The sequence below is a fragment of the Pseudomonas sp. AC112 genome (assembly GCF_979253545.1).
In genome coordinates this window covers 5,672,649-5,695,109 of sequence record NZ_CEEDCM010000001.1, presented here as the reverse complement: position 1 = coordinate 5,695,109, position 22,461 = coordinate 5,672,649, and the positions used below count along the sequence as shown (strand labels likewise).

Genomic DNA, 22,461 nt, shown 5'->3' with positions numbered 1-22,461 from the left:
ACACAGGGCACGGACCGCGCCAATGTCGGAAAAAGACACCATCTCCCTCCACCTCGTGCGCGAAGCCTTGTTGCAAAGCTGCGCCCCCGGGGCGGGCACTGCAGAAGTGCTGCTTAAAGCCGGGATTGACCCGGCACTGTTGGCCGAGCCCAATGCACGGGTCTCGGCCACCACCTACGCACGTCTGTGGCGCCTGTTGGCGCGGCGCATGGACGATGAGTTCTTTGGCATGGACCCGCGCAAGCTCAAGTCCGGCAGCCTGGCGTTTTTCTGTCGCGTCGCGATGGCGCAACCCACCCTGGCCACCAGCCTGGAAACTGGCTTGGGGTTCCTGTCACTGATGCTGGAGCGACTGCCCGCGGAATTGGTGCGTCAACAGAGTTTGGCGGAGATCGTATTGCTGGAACCCGAGTCCGAACCCCATCGGGCGTTCACCTACTTTACCTACTGGATGATCGTGCACGGCGTCGCGTGCTGGCTGGCGGGGCGACGGATCCCGATCCTGGCGATTGAGCTGCGCTGCCCAAAACCGGACTTCTGCGATGACTACCAGGTGATGTTCTCTGACAACCTGCGTTTCGATCGGCCGCGTACCCGCATGATCTTCTCCGCCGACTGCCTGGACCTGCCGATCAAGCGCAGCCCGGAGGAGCTCAAGCGCTTCCTGGCCCACGCGCCGGCCAACATCCTGGTCAAATACCGCGACCCCGACAGCCTCGCCACCCGCATCAAGCACGACCTGCGCCAGATGCCCCCCGATACCTGGCCGGAAACCGACGGCCTCGCCGCCAGCCTGTGCATCTCCGCTTCCACCCTGCGTCGCCGCCTGGCGGAAGAAGGGCAGACCTACCAAGGACTCAAGGACAGTGTGCGCAAGGAATTGGCGATTGTGTGGCTGGCGGAGCCGCAGATCAGTTTTGCCGAGATTGCGGCGCGGCTGGGGTTTGCTGATACGAGTTCGTTTTATAAGGCGTTTCGTAAGTGGGCGGGGTCGAATCCGGGGCATTACCGCAGTCTGATTTTGGACGATGCTAAATAACTAAGCCGGCAGGGTTCAGTTAAAGATCGTCGACAGGTTTTCTGTGGGGGTAGTAATAGATTACAAGTGAAATAGAGGCGGTGAAAAACGTTACGGCGGCTGCCGTAACAAACGGGGCTTGCCGCCCATATGTATTGATAAGTAGTGTCCCTATTGCAGGGCCTGTAACGATGCAGAGCATCTGAATACTTCTAAAAGAAGTTGAGACTCTTCCAATGTTTTCGGCAGGGCAAAGTTGTTGGAGGATTATGTTTGAAGAGATGATCAAAAGTTCGTAGCCGAAGCCGTTGATAAACCAGGCGATTGGATAAAGCATTTTTTTGCCGGGCGGGTCAAAAAACACTATCAACGAAGTTAATGTTAATGCAGAGGAGAACAAGATAAGTGCATATGATCGAAGCAGAATTTCATCGGTGTTGTTGAGCTTGTACTTTACCAGTGCGGCAGCGCACACGGCCCCTCCTGCAGTTGCTGAAACAATCTGTGAAAACACGATAGGAGAGTAACCCTCATGTGCCAGGAAAGAAGCCAGGTGGGGGTCGTAGACACCTAAGGCTAACGAGGTAATCAAGGAATATAGAAGACCAATGCGTAATTGAAATGGCAAAGACTTAAAGATTGAGAGCCCTCTCAGTAAGTCGCGATATAATGACAAAATTTTCGATGGAGAAGACACTGGCGTGGTTTCGATTTTTGCGCAAAGGGTTATTAAAAAAGGCAGTGTGCAAAACACGGCAGCCGCAGAAAAAAAGAAGCCGTATTTAATAGGCATTGCAAGGGTAAGGAGCCCGGCCAACAACGGTACCGTGATTTTCGAGACTTGATCAAATAGGCTGGTGCAGCTAAAGAACGACTTATGCTCTTCCTTATTAACCAGCTTTCGTACTGCTATAGTGATTGAAGGGAAGTAAATTAGGTTAGACAGTCCCTTGAAAATCACTAGAACTAAAAACACATCAAAACTTGGGGAGAAGACTAACGTAACTGTAGATGCAGTGCGGAGCAGGACTCCAAGTAATAATGTTTTTCTGACGTCCTGCCGATCAATCAGTGTTCCAACTATAGGCCCCAGAAGCAATATGGGCGAACCTAGACAGAAAGCCAATAGTGCTACCGAGGGTGGGGAAATACCCCACAAGTATACAGGCACCGTAAATATCAGAAAAATATCTAGCCACAATGCCAAGCTGGACAGCGCTTGGACGATGACAAGCTCTCGTGAAGCTCTCATTGTTTTGACCCGATATTTAAAAATAGCGTATCGTTAAATATGAATCCGTCTAGCCCATGTTCAAGTGTAAATCGACAGAGGTCACTTAATCGGTTTATGAAGCCGCGACCGTGGAAATTCAGTGAGGTATTGCAGAGCACGCCGATACCTGAGACTTTTTTGTACTCAGTCAGCAATTGATGCATTCGAGGATTTTGAGATTCGTTAACCGATTGAGGACGAGCTGAATGATCAACGTGCGTCACCGCCGGTATGACGTTAGAAATCACTTTTCGAAACTCAAGCATATAGGGTGATGGGTGCGCTGGGTGAAAGTAATCTCCCATATATTCTTCCAAACATAAAGGGGCGATGGGGCGAAATCCTTCTCTGTTCTTGATTCTGTTCAAGCGTATTAAATTTCCCCGTGGATAAGGCGCGGCCAATATTGATCGATTTCCCAGTGCCCTAGGTCCCATTTCGTACCTGCCTTGCACCCAGCCCAGGACGCAGCCATTGTCGAGCAATTCTGCTACGCGGTGAGGACTATATTGCTCTTGAGAAAAGTGGCTAGGGTTTTCAATATCGTCGTATGCAGACTCGCCTGCATAGGGTGTCCACCTAATCTTCGCAATTCCTTTGGTATGAAATAAGGCATCAATGGCGGTACCTATCGCAGACCCGCTATCGTTTGAGCAGGGAGGGACAAATATATCAGAGAACAGCGCCGTCTCAATCCATTTGGTATTCCAGTCACAGTTCAGTCCGCAACCGCCGACAATCAATAACGGAGCGCGATCAAAGATTACGTCTTTTGCAAATTGGTAAAATATTTCGAATATTGCATTTGAAAAATGGTATGCAAGAGTAGCGAATCGAGAATGCTCAATGCCTATATTGTAATACGGGCTACTTTGAAAAAGTTCTTTGCTGATTGTCCTAAAGTCTATGTGTTTATCAAGTAGCACGTCAATTATGTGTTGACCGTCCTCATCAATTTTGTCCGTTTTTCCATAGGCAGCAATTGCCATTAGTTTGCCGGCATCGCTTAAGCGTATTTGGCCTGGTCTCAGGTTAAAAGTAGGGTCTGCGAGCCCGTAAAGGAACGCGAATCTATCACCGGGACTGTCGATAACTCTGCCCAGGCTTGTAATGTTCACATCTTTATCGATTCGGTAAAATTCCCCGAATTGACCCTCCCAGATTAGCGCGTAACAGGGTTGGCCTTGAGGGAATGGAGAAAGTCCGTAAGCGCACAAAAGATGGGAGCGCTCATGGGAGGAAGTGAAGTAAGAAACTTTTTGACCCATCATCATGCATGGAGAATAAATGATACTGTCCAGTCCGGCATAACCTGCGCCAATGTCATCGCAATCAGAGTCTACGGCTCTACGCCATCCACTTTGCGCAATAACGTCCAATGGTCTATCGATCATCCTCATGACCTTTAGCAAGACATCAGGTGTAATGCTCGAGTAACGGAATCCATTATCCTTTTCTGCTTCAATACAAAAAGATAAATGGTTGCCCACAATCAAGGCTAATGCCCCATCATGGCCATCTTTAATGCCAAGAATAGTAATCTCTTCACTTTCGGAATTCACCATCAGCATGCTCATTTTCTATCGAGTTCCTTCTAGCAGTGATCTAGTTTCTTTCGTGTAGGAGCTCCCGCTTCCGTGGCCCGCGCCAACTAAAAAGATGAAGTGCTCTGCGGGAGCGTCCAGTGCTAGTAGCTCATTGATTTCTTTGTCGTGGAAGTAGCCGGTTAGCCAAGGTTGTAATCCCTGTGCTGTAATCAATAAGTTCGCTGTCTGTGAGAGATGCCCTACATCAATAAGCATGGGCCGATATGCGCGGGAGTGTGGGTATTTCCACCAAAGTTTGTCAAATCGAGAGGTGAAGAGTATCGCGAAGCTTAAGTTGTTTGCCCAATGCTGTCCGCATAAATAAGAGGAAATCGGTTCTTGCGGGAGGTCTCGTACATATTCAAGAATATGTTGTTCGCTTATGTAGTGATAAAGGCCGGGCGCTAAATTTTCAACATTGCGTACCCATATATATCCTTCTGTAGCTTGAAGGCCACCTGCGGAAGGTGAAGTTCTTCTGAAGCCAAATTTCTGTGCGCCCACTGGCGCATCATAATCGGTTTCTTTTTTGTCAGCCAAAGTCCCGTATAATATGGTTGCCAGCGCCAACAGCGATGACGGGATATCATGAAATTCCCTGCATGTACGACGTGCCAATAGCGTGCCCCAGAGGCTTGCACTCTGAATGGATTTAATGTCGGGTGAGGGAAGTAATGTTTGCTGCCCGCCCCTGATTGATGATATTACGGGTTCGTCTTTATGGAGTGATTTACAAAATTCCAAGTAGCTCTTTGCATATTCTATATACATTTCTGGGTTGTCAGGAGAGGGTGGGTTAGGATGGCACGTACCTACATGAAATATCTTGGATAGTACGTCCCAACCCCAATCATCAATCGGCTTGGCATCTAGTAGCACGCCAGACCGAAGGATAGATCTATCTTCTGCTGTGTCCGTTATACAATCACCGGCCGAGAACGTTAAGAGTCTCTTAAATTCATCAGTGCTTATTTCATGCTGGGTGTGATTTTTATAATCCCATAAATACGCCGATCCTTCTTTGAGAATCAAAAAAACTTCACTGGAAAGCCATTTTTTTGTTTTGATAATCATGACGAGTGTTCCTCTGAAGTTGTTGATTTGTGGATGCCTGGGCCGCGGCCCAGGCGATGAATCAACGACTGATTATTGAGGGTCGACGCTCGATTGCTGCGGTGACACGCGGCGTAGGTGTGAATGAATAAGCAGGGGTAGTGATCATCTTAATAGTGAAGTGTGGGTTGGTGTAAGCATCATTGGATTGATTTTTTAAGGTCGGCTCCATCATTACTTTTTTCATGATTAGTTCCTCAATTAATATTGTCGCCGCAGCAAAGTCGCTAGGCGCAAGAAACGGTAATTTTGTTTGGTTTTGCTGTCAATCGAAGAAGGCTGAGATGTTGTATTTTTGAATTTAGAATCTGTGATTATGAGTGTGAAATTGTAGGAAATAATCCGATGTTTTTTCCTACACTCTTTTATGGGGTTGTATTTTTGATGTTTACGACATGGTCAATCGCCAGGCATGTAACCATGCATTAGGTCCAAACTAATTCTTATCAAATTATTGCAAGATTCAACGTGCCAAAAAAAGCCCCGTGACCGAATGGACCACGGGGCAAAAAATTGGCTGGATGCGACCAACCAAAGGAGCTCTTTACATCACTTGGCGGTAGCGACCACCGTATCCGGCTGCCAGCCACCCCCCAGTGCCTTGTAGATCGCGACGATGCCGCGATACAGGTCGACTTCGGCCTGGGCCTGGGAGTCTTCGGCGGCCAGGCGTTCGCGTTGGGCGTCGAGCAGTACCAGGAAGTCCACGGTGCCTTCGCGGTAGCGGATTGCCGCGAGGTCGGCGGCGGCGCGGCTGGATTCGCTTTGGCGGATCAGCGATACCAGGCGCTGTTGGCGCTTGCCGTAGTCACTGAAGGCGTTTTCGGATTCTTCCAGGGCCAACAGCACTTGTTGCTCGTAGGTGGCCAGTGCGCCATCGGCCTCGGCATCGGCGCCGCGCAAACGGGCGCGCACGCTGCCCAGGTCAAAGGCGGCCCAGGTGATGCTCGGGCCAAGGGCCCACGCATTGGCGGCGGACGAACCGATCTGCGAACCGCGCCCGGCAGTAAAGCCGAGGAAGCCGCTGAGGCTGACCCGTGGGAACAGGTCGGCCTTGGCCACGCCGATACGCGCGGTGGCGGCGGCCAGTTTGCGTTCGGCGCTGAGGATGTCCGGGCGCCGCTGCAGCAGTTGCCCCGGGTCGCCAATCGGCAACGCCTTGGCAATCGCCGGCAGGTCTTTAGGGCCCAGGTCGACGCTGAGCTTGTCGGGACGCTGGCCGAGGAGGGTGGCGATGCGGTTACGCTCACGCACTTGTTCGGCTTGCAGTTGCGGCACGCTGGCTTCGACTGCCGCGAGGCGTGCGTCGGCACGCTCCACGTCGAGTTGGTCGCCCACACCGGCATCCCGCAGGCTGACCGTGATGGTGCGCGATTCCTGCTGGTTCTTCAGGTTGTCCAGGGCAATGCGTTCACGCAGTTGCGCGCCCCGCAATTGGCCGTAGGCGTCCACCAGTTCGGCAATCATGGTGACTTGCAGCTGGTACAAGTCAGCCTCGGCAGCCTGCTGGTCGGCGTCGGTGGCTTCCAGGTTGCGCTGGATGCGGCCGAACAGGTCCAGTTCCCAGGCCATGTCCAGGCCGAGGTCGTAACGCTCGGTCTTGACGCGGCTAGTGGTCTGGCCCGGGATCTGGCCTTTGCCCTGGTCACTGCTGACCCGGCTGGTGATGGTCGGCATGGCGTCATTGCTGGCGTCATCACGGATCGCACGGGCCGCCCGCAGGCGGGCAAAAGCGACGCGCAGATCACGGTTACCTTGCAGCGATTGGGTCACCAACTGGTTGAGGGTCGGGTCCTCGAACTGCTGCCACCAGATGCCTTCGAACTTGGCGTGGTCATACTGCTTGGCATCCGCAGCGGCCGTGATGTTGGCCGCCTCCGGGGTCTGGGCTTTGTAGTCCGGGCCTACGGCACAGGCGCTCAGCGCCAGTACCAGCAAGCTCGGCAGGAATACTTTCACACTCATTGCTGTGTCTCCAGCTTCAAGGCCTTGGCCGCTTTGCGTGCCTCTTGGCGCTCCACATAGCGACGGATCAGTACGTAGAACACTGGCGTCAGCAACAGACCGAAGAAGGTCACACCGATCATCCCGGAGAACACCGCCACGCCCATGGCATGACGCATCTCGGCACCCGCACCGCTGGACAACACCAGTGGCACCACACCCATGATGAAGGCGAACGAGGTCATCAGGATCGGCCGCAGACGCAGACGGCAGGCTTCCAGCACCGCAGCGAGCGGGTCGAGGCCTTCCGCCTGTTTATCCTTGGCGAACTCGACGATCAGAATCGCGTTCTTACACGCCAGGCCCACCAGTACGATCAAGCCGATCTGGGTGAAGATGTTGTTGTCGCCGCCCGAGATGATCACCCCGGTAATCGCCGACAGCAGCGTCATCGGTACGATCAGGATCACCGCCAATGGCAGGCTCCAGCTTTCGTATTGGGCGGCCAGTACCAGGAACGCCAGCAGTACGCAGAGCGGGAACACGAACAGCGCAGTGTTGCCCGAGAGGATTTGCTGATAGGTCAGGTCGGTCCACTCGTAGGTCATGCCGTTGGGCAGTTCCTCTTTCAGCAGTTTCTCGATCGCCGCTTCAGCCTGGCCCGAGCTGTAGCCCGGTGCAGCGTTGCCGTTGATTTCAGCGGTGATAAAGCCGTTGTAGTGCATCACGCGGTCCGGGCCGGAGGTGTCGCTGACCTTGATGAAGGTCGCCAGCGGGATCATCTCGCCCTTGTTGTTGCGCACTTTCAGCTGGCCGATCTGGTCTTCATCCAGGCGGAACTGCTGCTCAGCCTGCACGTTGACCTGGTAGGTCCGGCCAAAGCGGTTGAAGTCGTTGGCATACAACGAGCCCAGGTAGATCTGCAGGGTGTCGAAGATGTCGCTGATCGCCACGCCGTGGGTCTTGGCCTTTTCGCGGTCGATAGCAGCATCGACCTGGGGCACGTTGACCGTGTAGCTGGTGAACAGGCCGAACAGCTCCGGCGTGGTACGGCTCTTGGTAATGATGTTCTGCACTTCTTTGTACAGCTCGTCGTAACCCAGGTTGCCACGGTCTTCGATCTGCAGGCGGAAACCACCAATAGTGCCCAGGCCCTGTACCGGCGGCGGTGGGAAGATCGCCATGTAGGCTTCCTGGATGCTGCTGTACTTGCCATTCAAGGCACCGGCAATCGCACCGGCGGACATGCTCGGGTCCTTACGCTCGTCGAACGGTTTCAAGGTCACGAACACGATGCCGCTGTTCGGGCTGTTGGTGAAACCGTTGATCGACAGGCCCGGGAACGCTACGGCGCTTTCCACGCCAGGTTGTTTCAGCGCGATGTCGGACATGCGCTTGATCACGTCTTCGGTGCGATCCAGGCTAGCGGCGTCCGGCAACTGGGCGAAGGCCACCAGGTATTGCTTGTCCTGGGCCGGTACGAAACCGGTCGGCGTGTGGGCAAAGCCCAGCCAGGTCAGGACCATCAGGCCGGCGTACAGGAACAGTGCGATACCACTGCCACGGATCACGCGGCGCACGGTGCCGACATAGCCATGGCTGGCCTTGTCAAAGAAGCGGTTGAACGGTTTGAACAACCAGCCGCCCAGCAACTTGTCGAGGAACTTGGAGAAACCATCCTTCGGCGCGTTGTGGCCCTTGAGCAATACTGCCGCCAGGGCGGGGGACAGGGTCAGCGAGTTGAACGCCGAGATCACCGTCGAGATCGCAATGGTCAAGGCGAATTGCTTATAGAACTGCCCGGTCAAGCCGCTGATGAAGGCCGCCGGTACGAACACCGCACACAACACCAACGCGGTGGCGATGATCGGGCCGGTCACTTCGCTCATGGCCTTTTCAGTCGCCGGGAACGGTTCCAGGCCCAGTTCGATGTTCCGTTCGACGTTCTCCACCACCACGATGGCGTCGTCCACCACGATACCGATGGCCAATACAAGGCCGAACAGCGACAGCGCGTTGAGCGAGAAGCCAAACAGGTGCATTACCGCAAACGTACCGATCAACGATACCGGCACCGCCACCAACGGAATGATCGAGGCGCGCCAGGTCTGCAGGAACAGGATCACCACCAACACAACCAGGATCAGCGCTTCAAACAGGGTGTGTACCACCGCTTCGATGGAGCCGCGCACGAAGATGGTCGGGTCATAGACGATGCTGTAGTCCATGCCTTGCGGGAAGCTCTTTTTCAGCTCTTCCATTTTGCCGCGCACTTCGTTGGAGATTTCGATCGCGTTGGAACCAGGGCGCTGGAAGATCGGGATGGCCACGGCCGGCTGGTTGTTGAGCAACGAACGCAGGGCATACTGGCTGGAGCCGAGTTCCACCCGTGCGATGTCGCGCAGGCGAGTGATTTCACCGTTATCGCCGGAGCGAATAATGATGTTCTCGAACTCTTCCTCGGTCACCAGGCGACCTTGGGTGTTCACCGACAACTGGAACGCGGTAGCGGTTGGGGCAGGTTGTGCACCCAGGGCGCCGGCGGCCACTTGACGGTTCTGCTCGCGGATCGCAGTGACCACATCGGTGGCGGTCAGATTACGCGAAGCGGTCTTGTTCGGGTCCAGCCACACCCGCAGGGAGTAGTCGCCCATACCGAACAATTGCACGTCGCCGACACCGCCCAGACGCGCCAGCTCATCCTTCACGTTGAGCAAGGCGTAGTTGGACAGGTACAGCATGTCGTAGCGCTGATCCGGGGAGGTCAAGTGCACCACCATGGTCAGGTCGGGGGAGGCCTTGTCCACGGTGATACCGATGCGGGTCACTTCCTCAGGCAGTTTCGGCTGAGTCCGGGTCACACGGTTTTGCACTTGCACCTGCGCGTTGTCCAGGTCGGTGCCCAGGGCGAAGGTGATGGTCAGGGTCAGCTTGCCGTCGGCGGTCGACTGCGAGGACATGTACAGCATGTTCTCGACGCCGGTGATCGCCTGCTCCAGCGGAGCGGCAACGGTCTCACCGATGACTTTAGGGTTGGCGCCCGGGAAGTTGGCGCGTACCACAACGGTCGGCGGCACCACTTCCGGGTATTCGCTGATCGGCAGTTGGAACAGCGAGATCGCACCGGCGATCAGGATCAGCAGCGAAAGCACCGCTGCGAAGATCGGCCGCGAAATGAAGAACTTGGAAAAATTCATCTTGAGTCGTATCCCTTAACCGCGTGGAGTCGCAGCGCTGGCAAGTTTCGGCGCGGCTTTATCCGGCGTTACTTGTTCCAGGTTGCTGGCTTCAAGCGCTTGTCGTTGTTGGGCCAAGGCGGCGAGGGTTTCCTTGCTGGCCATCGGAATGGTTTCCGGGGCGACCGGCGACCCTGGGCGCACGCGCTGCAGGCCCTTGACGATAATGGTGTCGTCCTTGTTCAGGCCGCTGCGCACAATGCGCAAACCTTCGATCTTCGGCCCCAGTTCCACCGCGCGATAGGCCGGCTTGTCGCCGTCCATCACCAGCACGAACTTCTTGCCCAGGTCGGTGCCGACAGCTTCGTCGTTGATCAACACGGCGGAGTAGGTACCGCTGCCGACCAGCTTCAGGCGGGCGTACAGGCCAGGGGTGTATTCGCCCTTGCTGTTGTCGAACACGGCGCGACCACGGATGGTGCCGGTGGCCGGGTTGACCTGGTTGTCGACGAAGTTCATCTGGCCCAGGTGCGGGTTGCCGGTCTCGTTGGACAGGCCCAGGTAAACCGGAGTGGTCGCACCACGACGGCCTTGGCGGGCCAGCTCGGTGTACTTGAGGAACACACGCTCATCGGCGTCGAAGTAGGCGTAGACCTTGTCGGTGGAGACCACACTGGTCAGCGCGGTGACGTCGGCGGTCACCAGGTTGCCGGCGGTGATTTCGGCACGGCTGACACGGCCGCTGATCGGCGAGGTCACTCGGGTAAAGCTCAGGTTCAGCTTGGCCAGGTCCAACTGCGCCTGGATCCCGGCGACGGCGGCGCGGGCTTCCTGGGCGGACGTGGTGCGCGAGTCGGCCAGTTCGGCGGAGATCGCATTGCTCTGGCGCAGACGCTCGCCACGTTGGGCTTCGTTATCGCTGCGGGTTGCAGCGGCGCGGGTTTGTTGCAACTGGGCTTCAAGGCGGCGCACTTCGGCCTGGAAAGGACGCGGGTCGATCTGGAACAGCAGGTCGCCTTTCTTCACCAGGGCGCCTTCGGTGAAGGCCACCTGATCGATCTGGCCGGACACGCGCGGACGGATCTGCACGGTTTCCGGGGCTTCCAGGCGACCGGTGAATTCATCCCACTCGTTGACCGGTTGCTCCAGCACCTTGGCCACGCTGACTTTGGCAGCTGGCATGGCGGCCGCTTGTTCTGGGGTCTTGCCGCACGCGCTCATCACCACCACGGCCAAAATCGCCAGGGGGAAGCGCAAATGTTTGAGTGACTGTTCCATGAGGTGCATCCGCCAATGTATTTGAGATGGGCGGATCATGCGCGGCGATGTGCTATGTCACGAATCGAATGAAGCGAAGGTAACTATCATTCGGAATGATATAAGCGAGCGATTAGCCCTCTAGCATGGGGGTTTCGTTAGGGGGCTATCAATAGGCGTGATGACAAAGGTCTTTTGCGTGGGTGGTAAAGACGCGCTGGTGTCAGGCGTTATTAGAAACAGCCATGTGCAGAATATCCCTGTAGTGCCCGATTGCTTGGGGGATTCCGATGCGCAGCACTATTAGCGGCAACAGCACCATGAGGGCTGCGTCACACCTTGAGAATGTCGCCAGCCGCTGGCGCTGCGCACGTCAGGCCGGCGTTTGCGTCAGGATGTCGTGCCCATACTGTTTGCGGTGAGGTTGTTTGTGGATTAAAACAGCCGCCTGTGAGTGTTCACTTCAAGGAGATCTGATGTCGCCGGCGCCCGCTTCAACGTTCCAGATGTTTTTCCGCAGAGGGTTCAAGCGCCTGCTTGAACACTGGACACCGTTTACGGTGACGGTGATTTTCCTGGGCACGGGCTTCGGCATGCTCAGCCTCTACATCTACACCAAAGCCATCGGGCGCCCGGACATTTTCATGTCCACGCTGGACTCCAAATCGGCGTTGCTGGTGTGGGTACTTGTGGTGACCTTCATGATGACCCTGCAGTTGGCAGTGCTGATGGTTTCGGCATGGCTGTACGGAATGTCGGTTTCATTGCTCAACAGCCGCCGCGAGAACACCCGATACATTGCCGGATGGCTTTTGGTGCCACTGGTTGTCGGGTTCACCACGTTTATGACACTGGCTTTTTATTGGAATGAAGAGGTCAGTGCAGGGCAGGCCCTGTCGATTGTTTCGGGTACTACGCTCCTGGCACTGCTGGGGTTGGCTCAAATCAGAACGGTGCGGGTGCTTATCGCGCGAGGAGCGCCCCGGGACCAACGCAAGTGGGTGTACGTGACCATCGCCCTGATGCTGTTGATGACGGTCGTTTCCGGAACACTGCCGACGCTGTTGATCCTGGACAGCTACGTCGGCCAGGATGACGAGGCCGCAGTCACATTTGTGGCGATTTTCTCGATTTGCACCTTCGTGCTCAGCCTGATACCGGCACTCTTGTTTTTTGTCGTCCAGGGCAGTCTGTTTCGTCGCATGTCCATGGTAGCGGTGTCAGTGATGATATTTTTCATCCTGTTCCTGCTTTCCGCGCGCGGGCCCATGTCGAGCATCACTTACATCGTCGCGGGCACATTGGAGATCCGCCAGGCTCACGCTGCCCGGTTCATTCTGGAGGACCAGGTGAAATTGGGCGATCTGGATTCGCTGCAATGGCAGACACGCCTGCGCGATGATGCAAGGGTGCAGGTTAGCGCGTACCAGCTGTTCGCGTTCGGAGACCTATTGTTGATTTGTCCAATGGCTATCCATACCGCCAAACTTCACCAGCTGCCGTCCTATACCAAACTCTGCCTGTTCACCCGCGCCAGCCGGGTACAGCGCATGCCCCCGCAGATGAACCTTCATACACCGCCGACGGCAAAATCGATCTGGACCAAGCAGGCTGCTCGACTCGTGGGCTGGGAGCAGCTTAGACGAGAGATCACGCCGCCGTCGCCGTAACTTGCCGACCCGGTATCGCCGCAATCAATTCCCGCGTGTAGTCACTCGCCGGCTGATTGAATATCCGCTCCACCGAGCCTTGTTCAATCACCCGGCCATTGCGCAGCACCAGCACTTCATGGGCGAAGTTGGCCACCACCGACAGGTCGTGGGACACCAGCACATAGGCAATGCCCATCTCCCGTTGCAGCTCTTCCAAAAGATCAAGAATGTGCGCCTGCACCGACACATCCAGCGCGCTGACCGGCTCGTCCAGTAGCAACAGGTCCGGTTTCAACGCCAGTGCCCTGGCGATGGCGACGCGTTGGCACTGGCCGCCGGACAACTCGCGCGGCAGCCGGTCCAGGTAGCTGACGGGCAAGTGCACGCGACTGATCAACTCCCGCGCGGCCTGTTCCAGGGCCGGTCCTTTTAGCACGCCGAATGACACCAGCGGCTCGACAATGCTGTCGAACACGGTAAAACGTGGGTCGAGGGCGGCAAACGGGTTTTGCTGCACCAGTTGCAGGCGCTGGCGCAGCGGGCGGAAGTCGCGCCAGCTCAGGTCGGTGACGTCCCGTTGCTCGAACCAGACCCGACCCTGCGTGGGTTTTTCCAGGCCGAGGGCGATGCGCAGCGCGGTGCTCTTGCCCGATCCGGACTCGCCCACGATGGCCAGGGTCTGGCCGGGAAAGACCTGTAGGTTGAGGTCTTCCAGGGCCACAAACGTCGAGTCCTCACCCTGGACCTTGGGCAGCGCGAAGGTCTTGCCCACGTTATGCAGGCTCAGTATTGGTGGTTGTGCCGGATCAACGCGCACCAAGGGCTCACGGCGCTTGGCGAACGCGGGCGCGGCGGCAATCAGCGCGCGGGTGTAGTCGTGTTGCGGTGCGCTGAGGATCTGGCGTGGCGGCCCCTGCTCGACAAGTTCGCCTTGCTGCATCACCAGGATTCGATCGGCACGGTCGGCAGCCACGCCCAGGTCATGGGTGATGATCAACAGCGAAATCCCACGCTCACTGACCAAGCGTTGCAAGTGGTCGAGAATCTTGCGCTGCACCGTCACGTCAAGCGCACTGGTGGGCTCGTCGGCGATGATCAAGCGTGGGTTGCCGGCCAGGGCAATGGCGATCAGCACGCGCTGGCGCATGCCGCCGGAGAGTTCATGGGGGTACTGCCGTGCGCGCAGCACGGGCTTGTCGATGCCCACCTGTTGCAGCAGCTCGACAATGTCGGCATCCACGGCGGGGTAGCGTTTGCCCTTGGCCAGGATCAGCGCCTCGGCAATCTGCTGGCCGATGCGCAGGGTCGGGTTGAGGCTGACCATCGGGTCCTGGGGCACCAGGCCGACGGTGCGCCCGCGCAGGCTGCGTTTCTGGCGCTCGTTGGCGTGGGTGAGGTCGTTGCCGTCCACCCAGAGTTGGCCGGTGCTGATCTGCGCATTGTCCGGCAGCAGGCCGAGGATGGCATTGGCCAGGGTCGACTTGCCCGAGCCGGACTCGCCGACAATCGCCACCGTCTCGCCTTGGGCGATGGCGAACGACAGCGTGCGCACCGCTTGATGGACGTGCCCGCCGGAGCGGTAGCTGACAGTGAGTTGGCGAACATCCACTAAAGCGTTCATCGCTGGGTTTCCTCGAAGGTGCGGGCGATATGGTTGAGGCTGAACACCACGGCCACCAGGAACAGGCCGGGCAGCAGCGACACCCACGGCGCAGTGATCAGAAAGTGCCGTCCGTTGGCGATCAAGGTGCCCCATTCGGCTGCCGGTGGCGCGGCGCCAAACCCCAGAAAACTCAGGCCGGCAGTCGCCAGGATGGCCGCGCCAAAGTCCAGGGTCGCGAGCACCGCCACTGGCCCCCAGGCGTTGGGCAGGATGTGCCGCAGCAAGGTGCGGCCCCAGCTTGCACCGCCCAGGCGCGCGGCCTCGACGTAGGGCAATGTCTTGACCCGCAGCACTTCGGCGCGGGTGGTGCGCGCAAACCCTGGAATGATGCCGATGCCTACGGCGATAGCCACTGGCACGGTGCCGAAGCCGATCGCCGTGACGATGGCCAGGGCCAGCAGCAGGCCGGGCAGGGCGAGCAACACATCGACAAAGCGCATGATCACCGCATCAATGCGCCCACCGGCGAAGCCCGACAGGATGCCCAGGCCCAGGCCGCCCAGCAGCGCGATACCCACGGCGAGAAACGCCGCCAGCACCGAAAGGCTGGAGCCGAACACCACGCGGGTGTACAGGTCGCGCCCCAGCTCATCGGTGCCGAACCAATGGCTCAGGTTGGGCGCGCGGAGTTTGTCGATGGGGGACGTGGCGTAGGGGTCGAAGCCGCTCAACAGGTGCGGGGCCACGGCGGCCACCAGCGCAAACACCACCACCAGCAGCGCCAGGCTGAAACCGGGCCTGCGCAGCAGCGGCAACACCACCGCCGTGGCGCGTTGCAGGCGGCTGCGGCGGCGCCACAGCGCCGGGCTGGCCGGGAGGGCGCTGCGGCCCAGGTTCTGCTCAAGGATCGTCATGGTCTAGGACACCTTTGGCGTGTGAGAGATACGCGGGTCGAGCCACGGATAGAGCAGGTCGACCAGCAGGTTCACCAGTACAAATGCCGCTGCCGACACCGCGACGATTGCCAGCACCACCGGTATGTCCTGGCGCAATACCGCTTCCTGGGCCAGGCGGCCAATGCCGGAGCGGGCAAAGATGGTCTCCACCAACACCGCGCCCGACACCGTATTGCCCACCTGCAAGCCGATCAGGGTGAGGATCGGCAGTGCGGCATTCTTGAACGCATGCCGTGCCTGCACCTGGCCACGGCTCAGGCCCTTGGCGTAGGCCGTGGCGATGTAGGACTCTCTCCACACCCCCTGGAAACTGCGTTGCAGCACCTGGGCGTACACCGCCGCACTGGGAATTGCCAGGGTGATGGCCGGCAGCACCAGGCTTTCGAAACCCCGGCTGCCAGTGGCGGGAAACCAGCCCAGGCCAAACGCAAACACCTGGATCAGCAACAGTCCCATCCAGAACACCGGCACCGAAAACCCCAGCGACGGCAGGCGCGCCAAGGCCTGCTTCAACGGCTGCCAGCGGATATAGGCCGTCAGGTAGGCCAGGCCGATCCCACCCAGCAGCGACAGCACGATGGCCAGGCCGGCCAGGGACAAGGTCTGCGGCAGGCGTTCGGCGAGCAGCTCGGCGACCGGGCGATTGAGCGAGAGTGACTGGCCGAAGTCACCGCGCAATGCGCCGAGCAGCAGGTCGAAATACTGTTCGAACAGGCCCTTGTCCAGCCCGTAGTAAGCCCGGGCCTTGGCCAGGTCTTGCACCGACAGCGAGTCGGCTTCCATGCCCGACGCACTGAGCATGATCGACAAGGTGTCACCCGGCAGCAGATAGAGGATGAAATACGTGATGCTGTATGCACCCCACAGCACCAACAGGGCTTGGCCAACGCGACCGATCAAGTAACGGCTCATGGCGTGCCGATCTCGATATCACCCAGCAGCGCGAAGCCCTCGGCGGTCCAACGGAAGTTCTTCACCTTGGGCGACGTCGCCGCCTGCCACACGCGCTCGTACACCGGGAAGGCAGAGCTTTCATCGATCAGCAGGTCCTGCAGGTCACCATAGGCCGCTGCGCGTTGTTGGCCTTGGGTCGCGGTGATACCGGCATCGAACAAGCCCTTGGCTTTTTCCAGCACCGCCGGTTCGTAGGTGTTGGTGGCCACGGTGGAGCTGTTGGCGCTGCGCGGATCGAGGATGGTCTGCAAAATGATTGGGTCGGCGCGGGTCATGTAGTTGATGGTCAGGTCGTAATTGCCGGCAGAGTTGTTGGCGACCCATTCGGCGCGAGTGACCACGCTGAGTTTCAATTCGATGCCGACCTTGCGCAGTTGGTCCTGGATCAACACGTCGCCAGCGGTCTCGGCGGGGCTGATGTTGTAGCTGAGGTTCAGGCGCTTGCCGTTTTTTTGCCGGTAACCGTCCGTGCCCTTGGCCCAGCCGGCTTGGTCCAGCAAGCGTTCAGCGCCCGCAGGGTCATAGGCGAGCTTGTTGCCCTGGCTTTTGAAGTAAGGCGTGGTCACATCGAAGATACCGTCCACCACCGGAAACTCGGCGTTATAGACGGTGCTCGCGTAGCTTTTGCGGTCGAGGGCCTTCTGTACCGCCAGGCGTACGTGCTGGTCAGCGAGGATGCGCTCGCCACGGGTGTTGGGGTACAGGTTGAGCGCAGGCCCTGGCAGCGATCGGCTCTGGATGGTCGCGCCCTTGGACTGGAACAGTTTCAGGTCGACTTCCGAGAACGGGTTGCGTGGCCACAGGATGTCGGCCTTGCCTTGCAGGAACAGACCGTTGCGCACGCTTTCTTCGGGGATGTAGCTGATGTCCACCGCGTCCAGATGCGCTTCACCTTGGTTTTTCATATTGGCCGAGGCCCAGGCGTAGCCCTTGCGCTTGGTCAGGTGCGCACCGACTTCCGGCGTGTAGCTGGCCAGCACGAAAGGCCCGGTGCCGATGATTTTGCCCAGGGAGCGCTCCTTCACCGTCAGTGCGTAGGAGGCGGGCGCGAGGATCGCCAGGTTGGTCGTCGACGTGGCTTGCAGGAAGCCGGCGTTGGGCTTGGACAGCACCAGCTTGACGGTGAAATCGTCTACCACCTCGGCGTGGTCGAAGCCCGCCAGGTAGGTGGCGCCAAAGGTCGCTGGCAGCTCAGTGGCCAGTGCCTTGTCACTGTCGAACGCGGTTTTCACCGCCTTGGCATCGAAGCGCTCGCCGTTGCTGAAGGTGACGTTATCGCGCAGGTGGAAGGTGTAGGTCAGCGCGTCGTCACTGACCTCCCAGCTTTTGGCCAGCCAGGGAATGATCTTGCCGGTCTCCGGGTCCTGGTCGGTCAGGGATTCGGCGACATTGCGCAGCAGCACCCGGTGTTCCAGCCAATAGACCTGGAACGGGTCGACACTGACCAGGGTGGTGTTGTCGCCAAAGAACGCGATGTTCAGAGTCTTGCCGGCATGGGTGTCATTCCCGGGCGAGCAAGCGGCGAGGCTCAACGCCAAGGCGCAGGGGGCCAGCAGACGGCTCATCAAGTTGGAGGTATTCAATGGGGTGCCCTCATGTGGCGTTTCGGGTGCATGCAAGGTGTGGATCAGAAGTCGTACGCCAGCTTGGTGTACCAATAGCCGCCGCCTGGGTAGAACGGTGGGTTGCCGTAGGCTGCCAGGCCGAGGTTGCTGTACACGGCATGTTTGTCGGGGCGTACGTCGAAGATGTTGGTGCCGCCGATGCTGACGGTGAGGCTGTCGACGAAGGTGTAACTGACGTCCATGTCGGTGATCCATTTGGCGCCGAAGCTACGGTCGCCCGTTGGGTTGACGGCCAGGGTCTTCACCGCGCCGTAACGGGCGGTCTGCAGGTTGACGGCCAGGTCCTGGACCTTCCAGTTGGCGCCCAGGATCCACTTGGTCTTGGGTGATGCGTCGGTCAGGTCGCCTTCACGGTCGCGGCCCACCAGGGTCACGCCCGAACCTGCCAGTGCACTCGGCGTGTCGCGGGTGCCTTCGATGGTGGTCTTGTTCCAGTTGAAGCCCAGGCTCCAGCGCACATCGCCCCAGGTATCCAGCGGTGTGGTGTGGTCGGCCACCACGTCCAGGCCCTTGGTGCGCGTGTCGAACGCGTTGGTGTAATAGTTGACCCAGGTACCCGTGGGCACGCCCTGGGCGGCGAGGATGGCGTTGATTGCGCCATTGCCACGGTCATAGAGGTTGCTGGTCAGGGCAATGCGGTCGTCGATGTCGATCAAATAGGCATCGGCGGTGATGCTGGTGCGTGGCGCCGGTTGCCAGGTCAGGCCCAGCCCGAGGTTGCGGGATTTCTCCGGCTTGAGGTCATCGCCGCCAAGGGCCTTGGCCAGGTTGCTGCCCGACGGCGTCAGGCGCGTCACGGCCGGCACCACATTGCCGTTCACATCGGTCGCCACCCGATTGTCGGCCACGGTGTAGCCGATCTGGGTCAGGGAGGGCGCCCGGAAGCCTGTGCCGACGGTGCCGCGCACGGCCACGGTGTCGGTGAGTTCGTAGCGTGAATTCACCTTCAGGCCGAAGGTATTGCCCGAGTCATCGTCGTAATGCTCGACCCGGCCAGCCACGTCGAGAAACCAACGTTCGGTCAGGTCGAAACCCAGGTCCAGGTAACCCGCGTAGTTGTTACGGATCAGGCTCACTTCATCTTCGGGGCGAATCGTCACGGCAGCCTGCGCGCCGGAAGCGGCGGGGTAGGTGCCAGTGACATACGCTTCTGGGTCGCCGGCGAACGTACTGAAGTGCTCCCAACGATGCTCCAGGCCGGCCGATACCTGCACTGGCGGCGTCAGGTTGAACAGGCTGTCGTAGCGGCGGGTGAAGTCCAGGTTGTTGACCCACTGCTCGAAGCGGAAGGTTGCCAGGTTGTCGAATTTGGTCGGCGATGCGGTGCCCAGCGACGGGTTGATATTCAGGTCGCTGGAGTGGTGCACGTTGTTGCGCCCGTAGGTGGTGCTCAGGTCCCAGTTCCAGTCGGCCACCAAGCCCTTGCCGCCGAACAGGAACTGGTAGTCACGGTCCTTGATGTTGTTGAGCGGGAAGTAACCGTCGGGGAACACCTCAGGCACTGCCGCCGTGCCAGTGGGCAAGCGGAAGTAGTTGGCGGCCTCGGCGTCCCGCTCGCCATAGGTAGAGAAGGAGTACAGCGTCACGTCTTCCAGGGGCAGTTCGGCGTTGTAGGCCAGGTTGAAGGCCTTGAGGTCAGGGTCGCCATTCTTGATCGCCACCCGGTCCCAGGCCGCTTGTTTGGCCGGGTCGGTGAAGGCGCGCACGGTGCCGTCGGCCTTGTCGTTCCACGAGGCACTGCCGCGTTTGCGCGCATCGGCCGAAAAGTGGAAGAAGCCGCCTTGGCCGAGTTCAAAGCCCTGGTCACCCGCCACCTTGATGGTTTCGCCCTGGCCGGAATACAGCTGGCCGTAGCTGGTTTCCAGGTGGCCGCCATTCTTGGTGTTCTTGAGGATAATGTTGATCACACCCGCCACCGCGTCCGAACCGTACTGTGCGGCAGCGCTGTCTTTGAGCACCTCGATATGGTCCACGGCACTCACCGGAATCAGGTCGATGTCCACCGCGTTCGCGCCGCTGTTGTCGATTGACCCGCGCTGGCCCGTGGCGCCGTTGTGCCGACGTTTGCCGTTGACCAGCACCAAGGTATAAGCCGGGCCAAGGCTGCGGTTGCTCAAAGGTCGGGTTACCGAGTTATAGCCGGCGATGTTGGTGCCGAAATTGAACGAGGGCAGCAGCTTGGCAATCGCCTCGGACAACTCGGCGCGGCCGGTCTTGAGCAACTGGTCGCTGTTGATCACATCGATCGGCGCCGGGCTGTCCGCCACGGTGCGCTGCTGACCCCGCAGGCCGGTGGAAATCACCGTGACGGTGTCGAGCTTGGCGTCTTCGGTGGCGGCGTCGGCGAAGGAGGGCGCAGCGGCCAATAGCAGGGAGCTGGTCAACAGGGACAGGTGAAATTTCTTGATAGGTGTGGGGGATGCGATGTCTGGCATGGAGGCAACCTGGAGGCTAGGGGGTACGTCCTCCGCCAGGCATGGGGTCGGTCTGTGAAATGAAGATATCTCTATAAAAAACCGTGGGGAAAGTCTTTTTTGGAATAACCTAATTATTAAACATTGTCATGTTGTGAAAAAATAAGATCATCTATTTTTATTTAGTGGCTGTGTCAGTTCTGTAATCTCAGCAGCGGCCAAATCCGGCTCCCTAATGCAGTAGCTGCACTGCCACTTGCCGCTTATAGTCTGCACCCGATGCATCCTCGATAAGCCAAACGGATTCACACCGAATCAAGGACGACGAATGAAACGAATCGAGATTCAACAGATTACGCACCTGCCGGCAGAAGTTTTTACGTTGGAGAAAGAGGCAGTTGCAGAAGGTTTCAGGTTTCTCACGCGCCTGATTTCGGAGTGGGAGTCCGGAACGAATCGCTTCAACGCGCCCGGTGAATGTCTCATGGCAGCGTATTCGAACCAGCAAGTGATAGGTATCGGAGGGCTATCAGTGGATCCCTATACTCAGCCCGATACCGCAAGGCTACGGCGCGTGTACGTGGCACCGGCGGCAAGGAATCAACACGTCGGTCAGGCGCTGGTAAAAGCGTTGGTTGCGCAGGCCACGCTTCACTTTCAGACGGTGCGTCTTTCCACCGATACGTCAGGAGGCGACGCGTTTTACCTGCGCTGCGGTTTCACTCGAACAGAAGATGTCCATGCCACCCACATCATCGAGCTGGCCAACGCCTGACCGGGCAGCTTTCGCCATTGGCGAATTCTGGCGCCCACACCGGCCAGTTCAGCTGCGATGTCGGCATGCCAGTGCGGGCGCTATGACGCAGGTTTGGCGTCAGGCACCCACAAGGTGCAGGATGTTGCGGCCTGGGCGATCAGCCAATCGTGATCGCGCTTCGACAAGGGCCGAGGCATCCCGGCAGAAACCCGAAGTGCCATTTTGTGCGCTCCCGCAACTTCGTTTTCACTCGGCGTCGCCTCTCCCAGCTTTGTATTGTTCTTGAGCCCGCCAATGGCGCCCTGCAGCGCGAGCGTCTGCTTGAAGGTGTCGGCACTTTCTTCAACGATGGATACCGCGATAAAGGCGGCGTTTGAGCAACGATCCATCTTTTCCCACTGCTTCATCTGCGCCTCTGAGCCGAGGGCGGCTGCCGATGACACCAGGACCATAAAACCAATTAAACAACGCATTGTTTGCCTCCCTTCAAATAATCGCCCATCTTCCGGCATCTCACGCAAATAGACTAGCGCTCTCCCATTGAGCGCGCGTCAGTCCGTAACACTTCGCCAAGGCAGGTGCAGCGGATATTTTCAGTTCGGCGTCATACAAATGCACCGCCCCCAACTTCATCGTGGCCGTTTGCGAGCGAATGTTGGTAGGCGCGATGTGGAAATAGACAATGTCGTAAGCCGTGAAGGCATGTTCCAGCATCAACTGCTTAAGTTCGCGGTTGGCATTGCCGCCCCACTTCGCCCGCACCAGAAACGTAAAACCGATGGCTATGCTGTTCGGTAGATCCGGCGGCGTGTAGTAGCTTGAGGTGCCGACGATATCCCCCGAGGCACTCTCGATGACCGCGAGCGCCTTCTTCGTGGCAAGTAGAGAGGCGAAGTACGCCTCGAACACCTCGCGTTTATAGCGATCCCGCGCGGGATGACCGCACCAGATGTCCGGGTCAGCCGCTGCCTGGAACATGCCTTCAAAATCACCGTCTGCCAGCGGTTTAAGCCTTAGGGTGCTGCCGTACAGGTCGGGTTGGCAGTCGAAGTCGGGGGAGGGCATGGGTGTCTTTCCGAGTGGCCAAAGGGGTTGGAGGCAGTCTAGAGCGGCAGTTTGATAAAGAAAGATCC

General features: G+C 58.4%; 17 protein-coding genes. 3 read left to right on the top strand and 14 right to left on the bottom strand.

Going from position 1 to position 22,461, the window contains the following annotated elements; all coding sequences use genetic code 11:
• The first annotated feature begins 22 nt into the window (after positions 1 to 22).
• A complete protein-coding gene (locus AC0IYN_RS26550; protein ID WP_471844084.1) occupies positions 23 to 1,039 on the top strand; it encodes an AraC family transcriptional regulator in 1,017 nt (338 codons plus the stop codon).
• A 19-nt stretch (positions 1,040 to 1,058) separates the two neighbouring features.
• Here AC0IYN_RS26550 and AC0IYN_RS26545 read toward each other — a convergent pair whose 3' ends face one another.
• From AC0IYN_RS26545 to mexE, 7 genes are all read right to left on the bottom strand, one after another.
• A complete protein-coding gene (locus tag AC0IYN_RS26545) occupies positions 1,059 to 2,270 on the bottom strand; it encodes an MFS transporter (protein WP_471844082.1) in 1,212 nt (403 codons plus the stop codon).
• On the bottom strand, positions 2,267 to 3,868 hold the full coding sequence (locus AC0IYN_RS26540; protein WP_471844080.1) for a carbamoyltransferase C-terminal domain-containing protein: 1,602 nt from the start codon (positions 3,866 to 3,868) through the stop codon (positions 2,267 to 2,269). The genes AC0IYN_RS26545 and AC0IYN_RS26540 overlap by 4 nt, the downstream gene beginning before the upstream one ends.
• A 3-nt stretch (positions 3,869 to 3,871) precedes the next feature.
• A complete protein-coding gene (locus AC0IYN_RS26535; protein ID WP_471844078.1) occupies positions 3,872 to 4,951 on the bottom strand; it encodes a SagB family peptide dehydrogenase in 1,080 nt (359 codons plus the stop codon).
• A 61-nt stretch (positions 4,952 to 5,012) separates the two neighbouring features.
• A complete protein-coding gene (locus AC0IYN_RS26530) occupies positions 5,013 to 5,177 on the bottom strand; it encodes a hypothetical protein (protein WP_471844076.1) in 165 nt (54 codons plus the stop codon).
• 362 nt (positions 5,178 to 5,539) lie between these two features.
• A complete protein-coding gene (locus AC0IYN_RS26525) occupies positions 5,540 to 6,955 on the bottom strand; it encodes an efflux transporter outer membrane subunit (RefSeq protein WP_457238444.1) in 1,416 nt (471 codons plus the stop codon).
• Positions 6,952 to 10,131 carry an efflux RND transporter permease subunit gene (locus AC0IYN_RS26520; protein WP_406596575.1) on the bottom strand — a complete coding sequence of 1,060 codons (3,180 nt, stop codon included), beginning with the start codon at positions 10,129 to 10,131 and terminating at the stop codon, positions 6,952 to 6,954. The genes AC0IYN_RS26525 and AC0IYN_RS26520 overlap by 4 nt, the downstream gene beginning before the upstream one ends.
• A gap of 15 nt (positions 10,132 to 10,146) precedes the next feature.
• Positions 10,147 to 11,388 (bottom strand): multidrug efflux RND transporter periplasmic adaptor subunit MexE, encoded by a 1,242-nt coding sequence (mexE, locus tag AC0IYN_RS26515; protein ID WP_406596574.1) that lies wholly within the window; start codon positions 11,386 to 11,388, stop codon positions 10,147 to 10,149.
• 455 nt (positions 11,389 to 11,843) lie between these two features.
• Here mexE and AC0IYN_RS26510 point away from each other — a divergent pair, with 455 nt between their 5' ends.
• On the top strand, positions 11,844 to 13,037 hold the full coding sequence (locus tag AC0IYN_RS26510) for a hypothetical protein (protein ID WP_471844073.1): 1,194 nt from the start codon (positions 11,844 to 11,846) through the stop codon (positions 13,035 to 13,037).
• Here AC0IYN_RS26510 and AC0IYN_RS26505 read toward each other — a convergent pair.
• From AC0IYN_RS26505 to AC0IYN_RS26485, 5 genes are all read right to left on the bottom strand, one after another.
• The gene (locus AC0IYN_RS26505; protein WP_471844071.1) at positions 13,018 to 14,640 is read right to left on the bottom strand and encodes a dipeptide ABC transporter ATP-binding protein; all 1,623 of its coding nucleotides are present in this window, start codon (positions 14,638 to 14,640) and stop codon (positions 13,018 to 13,020) included. The two genes, AC0IYN_RS26510 and AC0IYN_RS26505, sit on opposite strands and share 20 nt — an antisense overlap.
• Positions 14,637 to 15,536, bottom strand: coding sequence for an ABC transporter permease (locus AC0IYN_RS26500; protein WP_471844069.1), 900 nt, complete (start codon positions 15,534 to 15,536; stop codon positions 14,637 to 14,639). Before AC0IYN_RS26500 ends, AC0IYN_RS26505 begins: the two co-directional genes overlap by 4 nt.
• A gap of 3 nt (positions 15,537 to 15,539) precedes the next feature.
• The gene (locus AC0IYN_RS26495) at positions 15,540 to 16,490 is read right to left on the bottom strand and encodes an ABC transporter permease (RefSeq protein WP_457238448.1); all 951 of its coding nucleotides are present in this window, start codon (positions 16,488 to 16,490) and stop codon (positions 15,540 to 15,542) included.
• Positions 16,487 to 18,097, bottom strand: a complete 1,611-nt coding sequence (locus AC0IYN_RS26490) for an ABC transporter substrate-binding protein (RefSeq protein ID WP_471844830.1) — start codon at positions 18,095 to 18,097, stop codon at positions 16,487 to 16,489. Before AC0IYN_RS26490 ends, AC0IYN_RS26495 begins: the two co-directional genes overlap by 4 nt.
• Positions 18,098 to 18,159: 62 nt before the next feature.
• Positions 18,160 to 20,592: a TonB-dependent receptor plug domain-containing protein gene (locus tag AC0IYN_RS26485; protein WP_471844066.1), complete on the bottom strand. Its 2,433-nt coding sequence runs from the start codon at positions 20,590 to 20,592 to the stop codon at positions 18,160 to 18,162.
• 307 nt (positions 20,593 to 20,899) lie between these two features.
• Here AC0IYN_RS26485 and AC0IYN_RS26480 point away from each other — a divergent pair, with 307 nt between their 5' ends.
• Positions 20,900 to 21,346 carry a GNAT family N-acetyltransferase gene (locus AC0IYN_RS26480; RefSeq protein WP_457238450.1) on the top strand — a complete coding sequence of 149 codons (447 nt, stop codon included), beginning with the start codon at positions 20,900 to 20,902 and terminating at the stop codon, positions 21,344 to 21,346.
• Between the two features lie 80 nt (positions 21,347 to 21,426).
• Here AC0IYN_RS26480 and AC0IYN_RS26475 read toward each other — a convergent pair whose 3' ends face one another.
• Positions 21,427 to 21,801: a hypothetical protein gene (locus AC0IYN_RS26475; RefSeq protein WP_250883724.1), complete on the bottom strand. Its 375-nt coding sequence runs from the start codon at positions 21,799 to 21,801 to the stop codon at positions 21,427 to 21,429.
• 40 nt (positions 21,802 to 21,841) lie between these two features.
• The gene (locus AC0IYN_RS26470; protein WP_406596567.1) at positions 21,842 to 22,393 is read right to left on the bottom strand and encodes a GNAT family N-acetyltransferase; all 552 of its coding nucleotides are present in this window, start codon (positions 22,391 to 22,393) and stop codon (positions 21,842 to 21,844) included.
• Between the last annotated feature and the right edge of the window lie 68 nt (positions 22,394 to 22,461).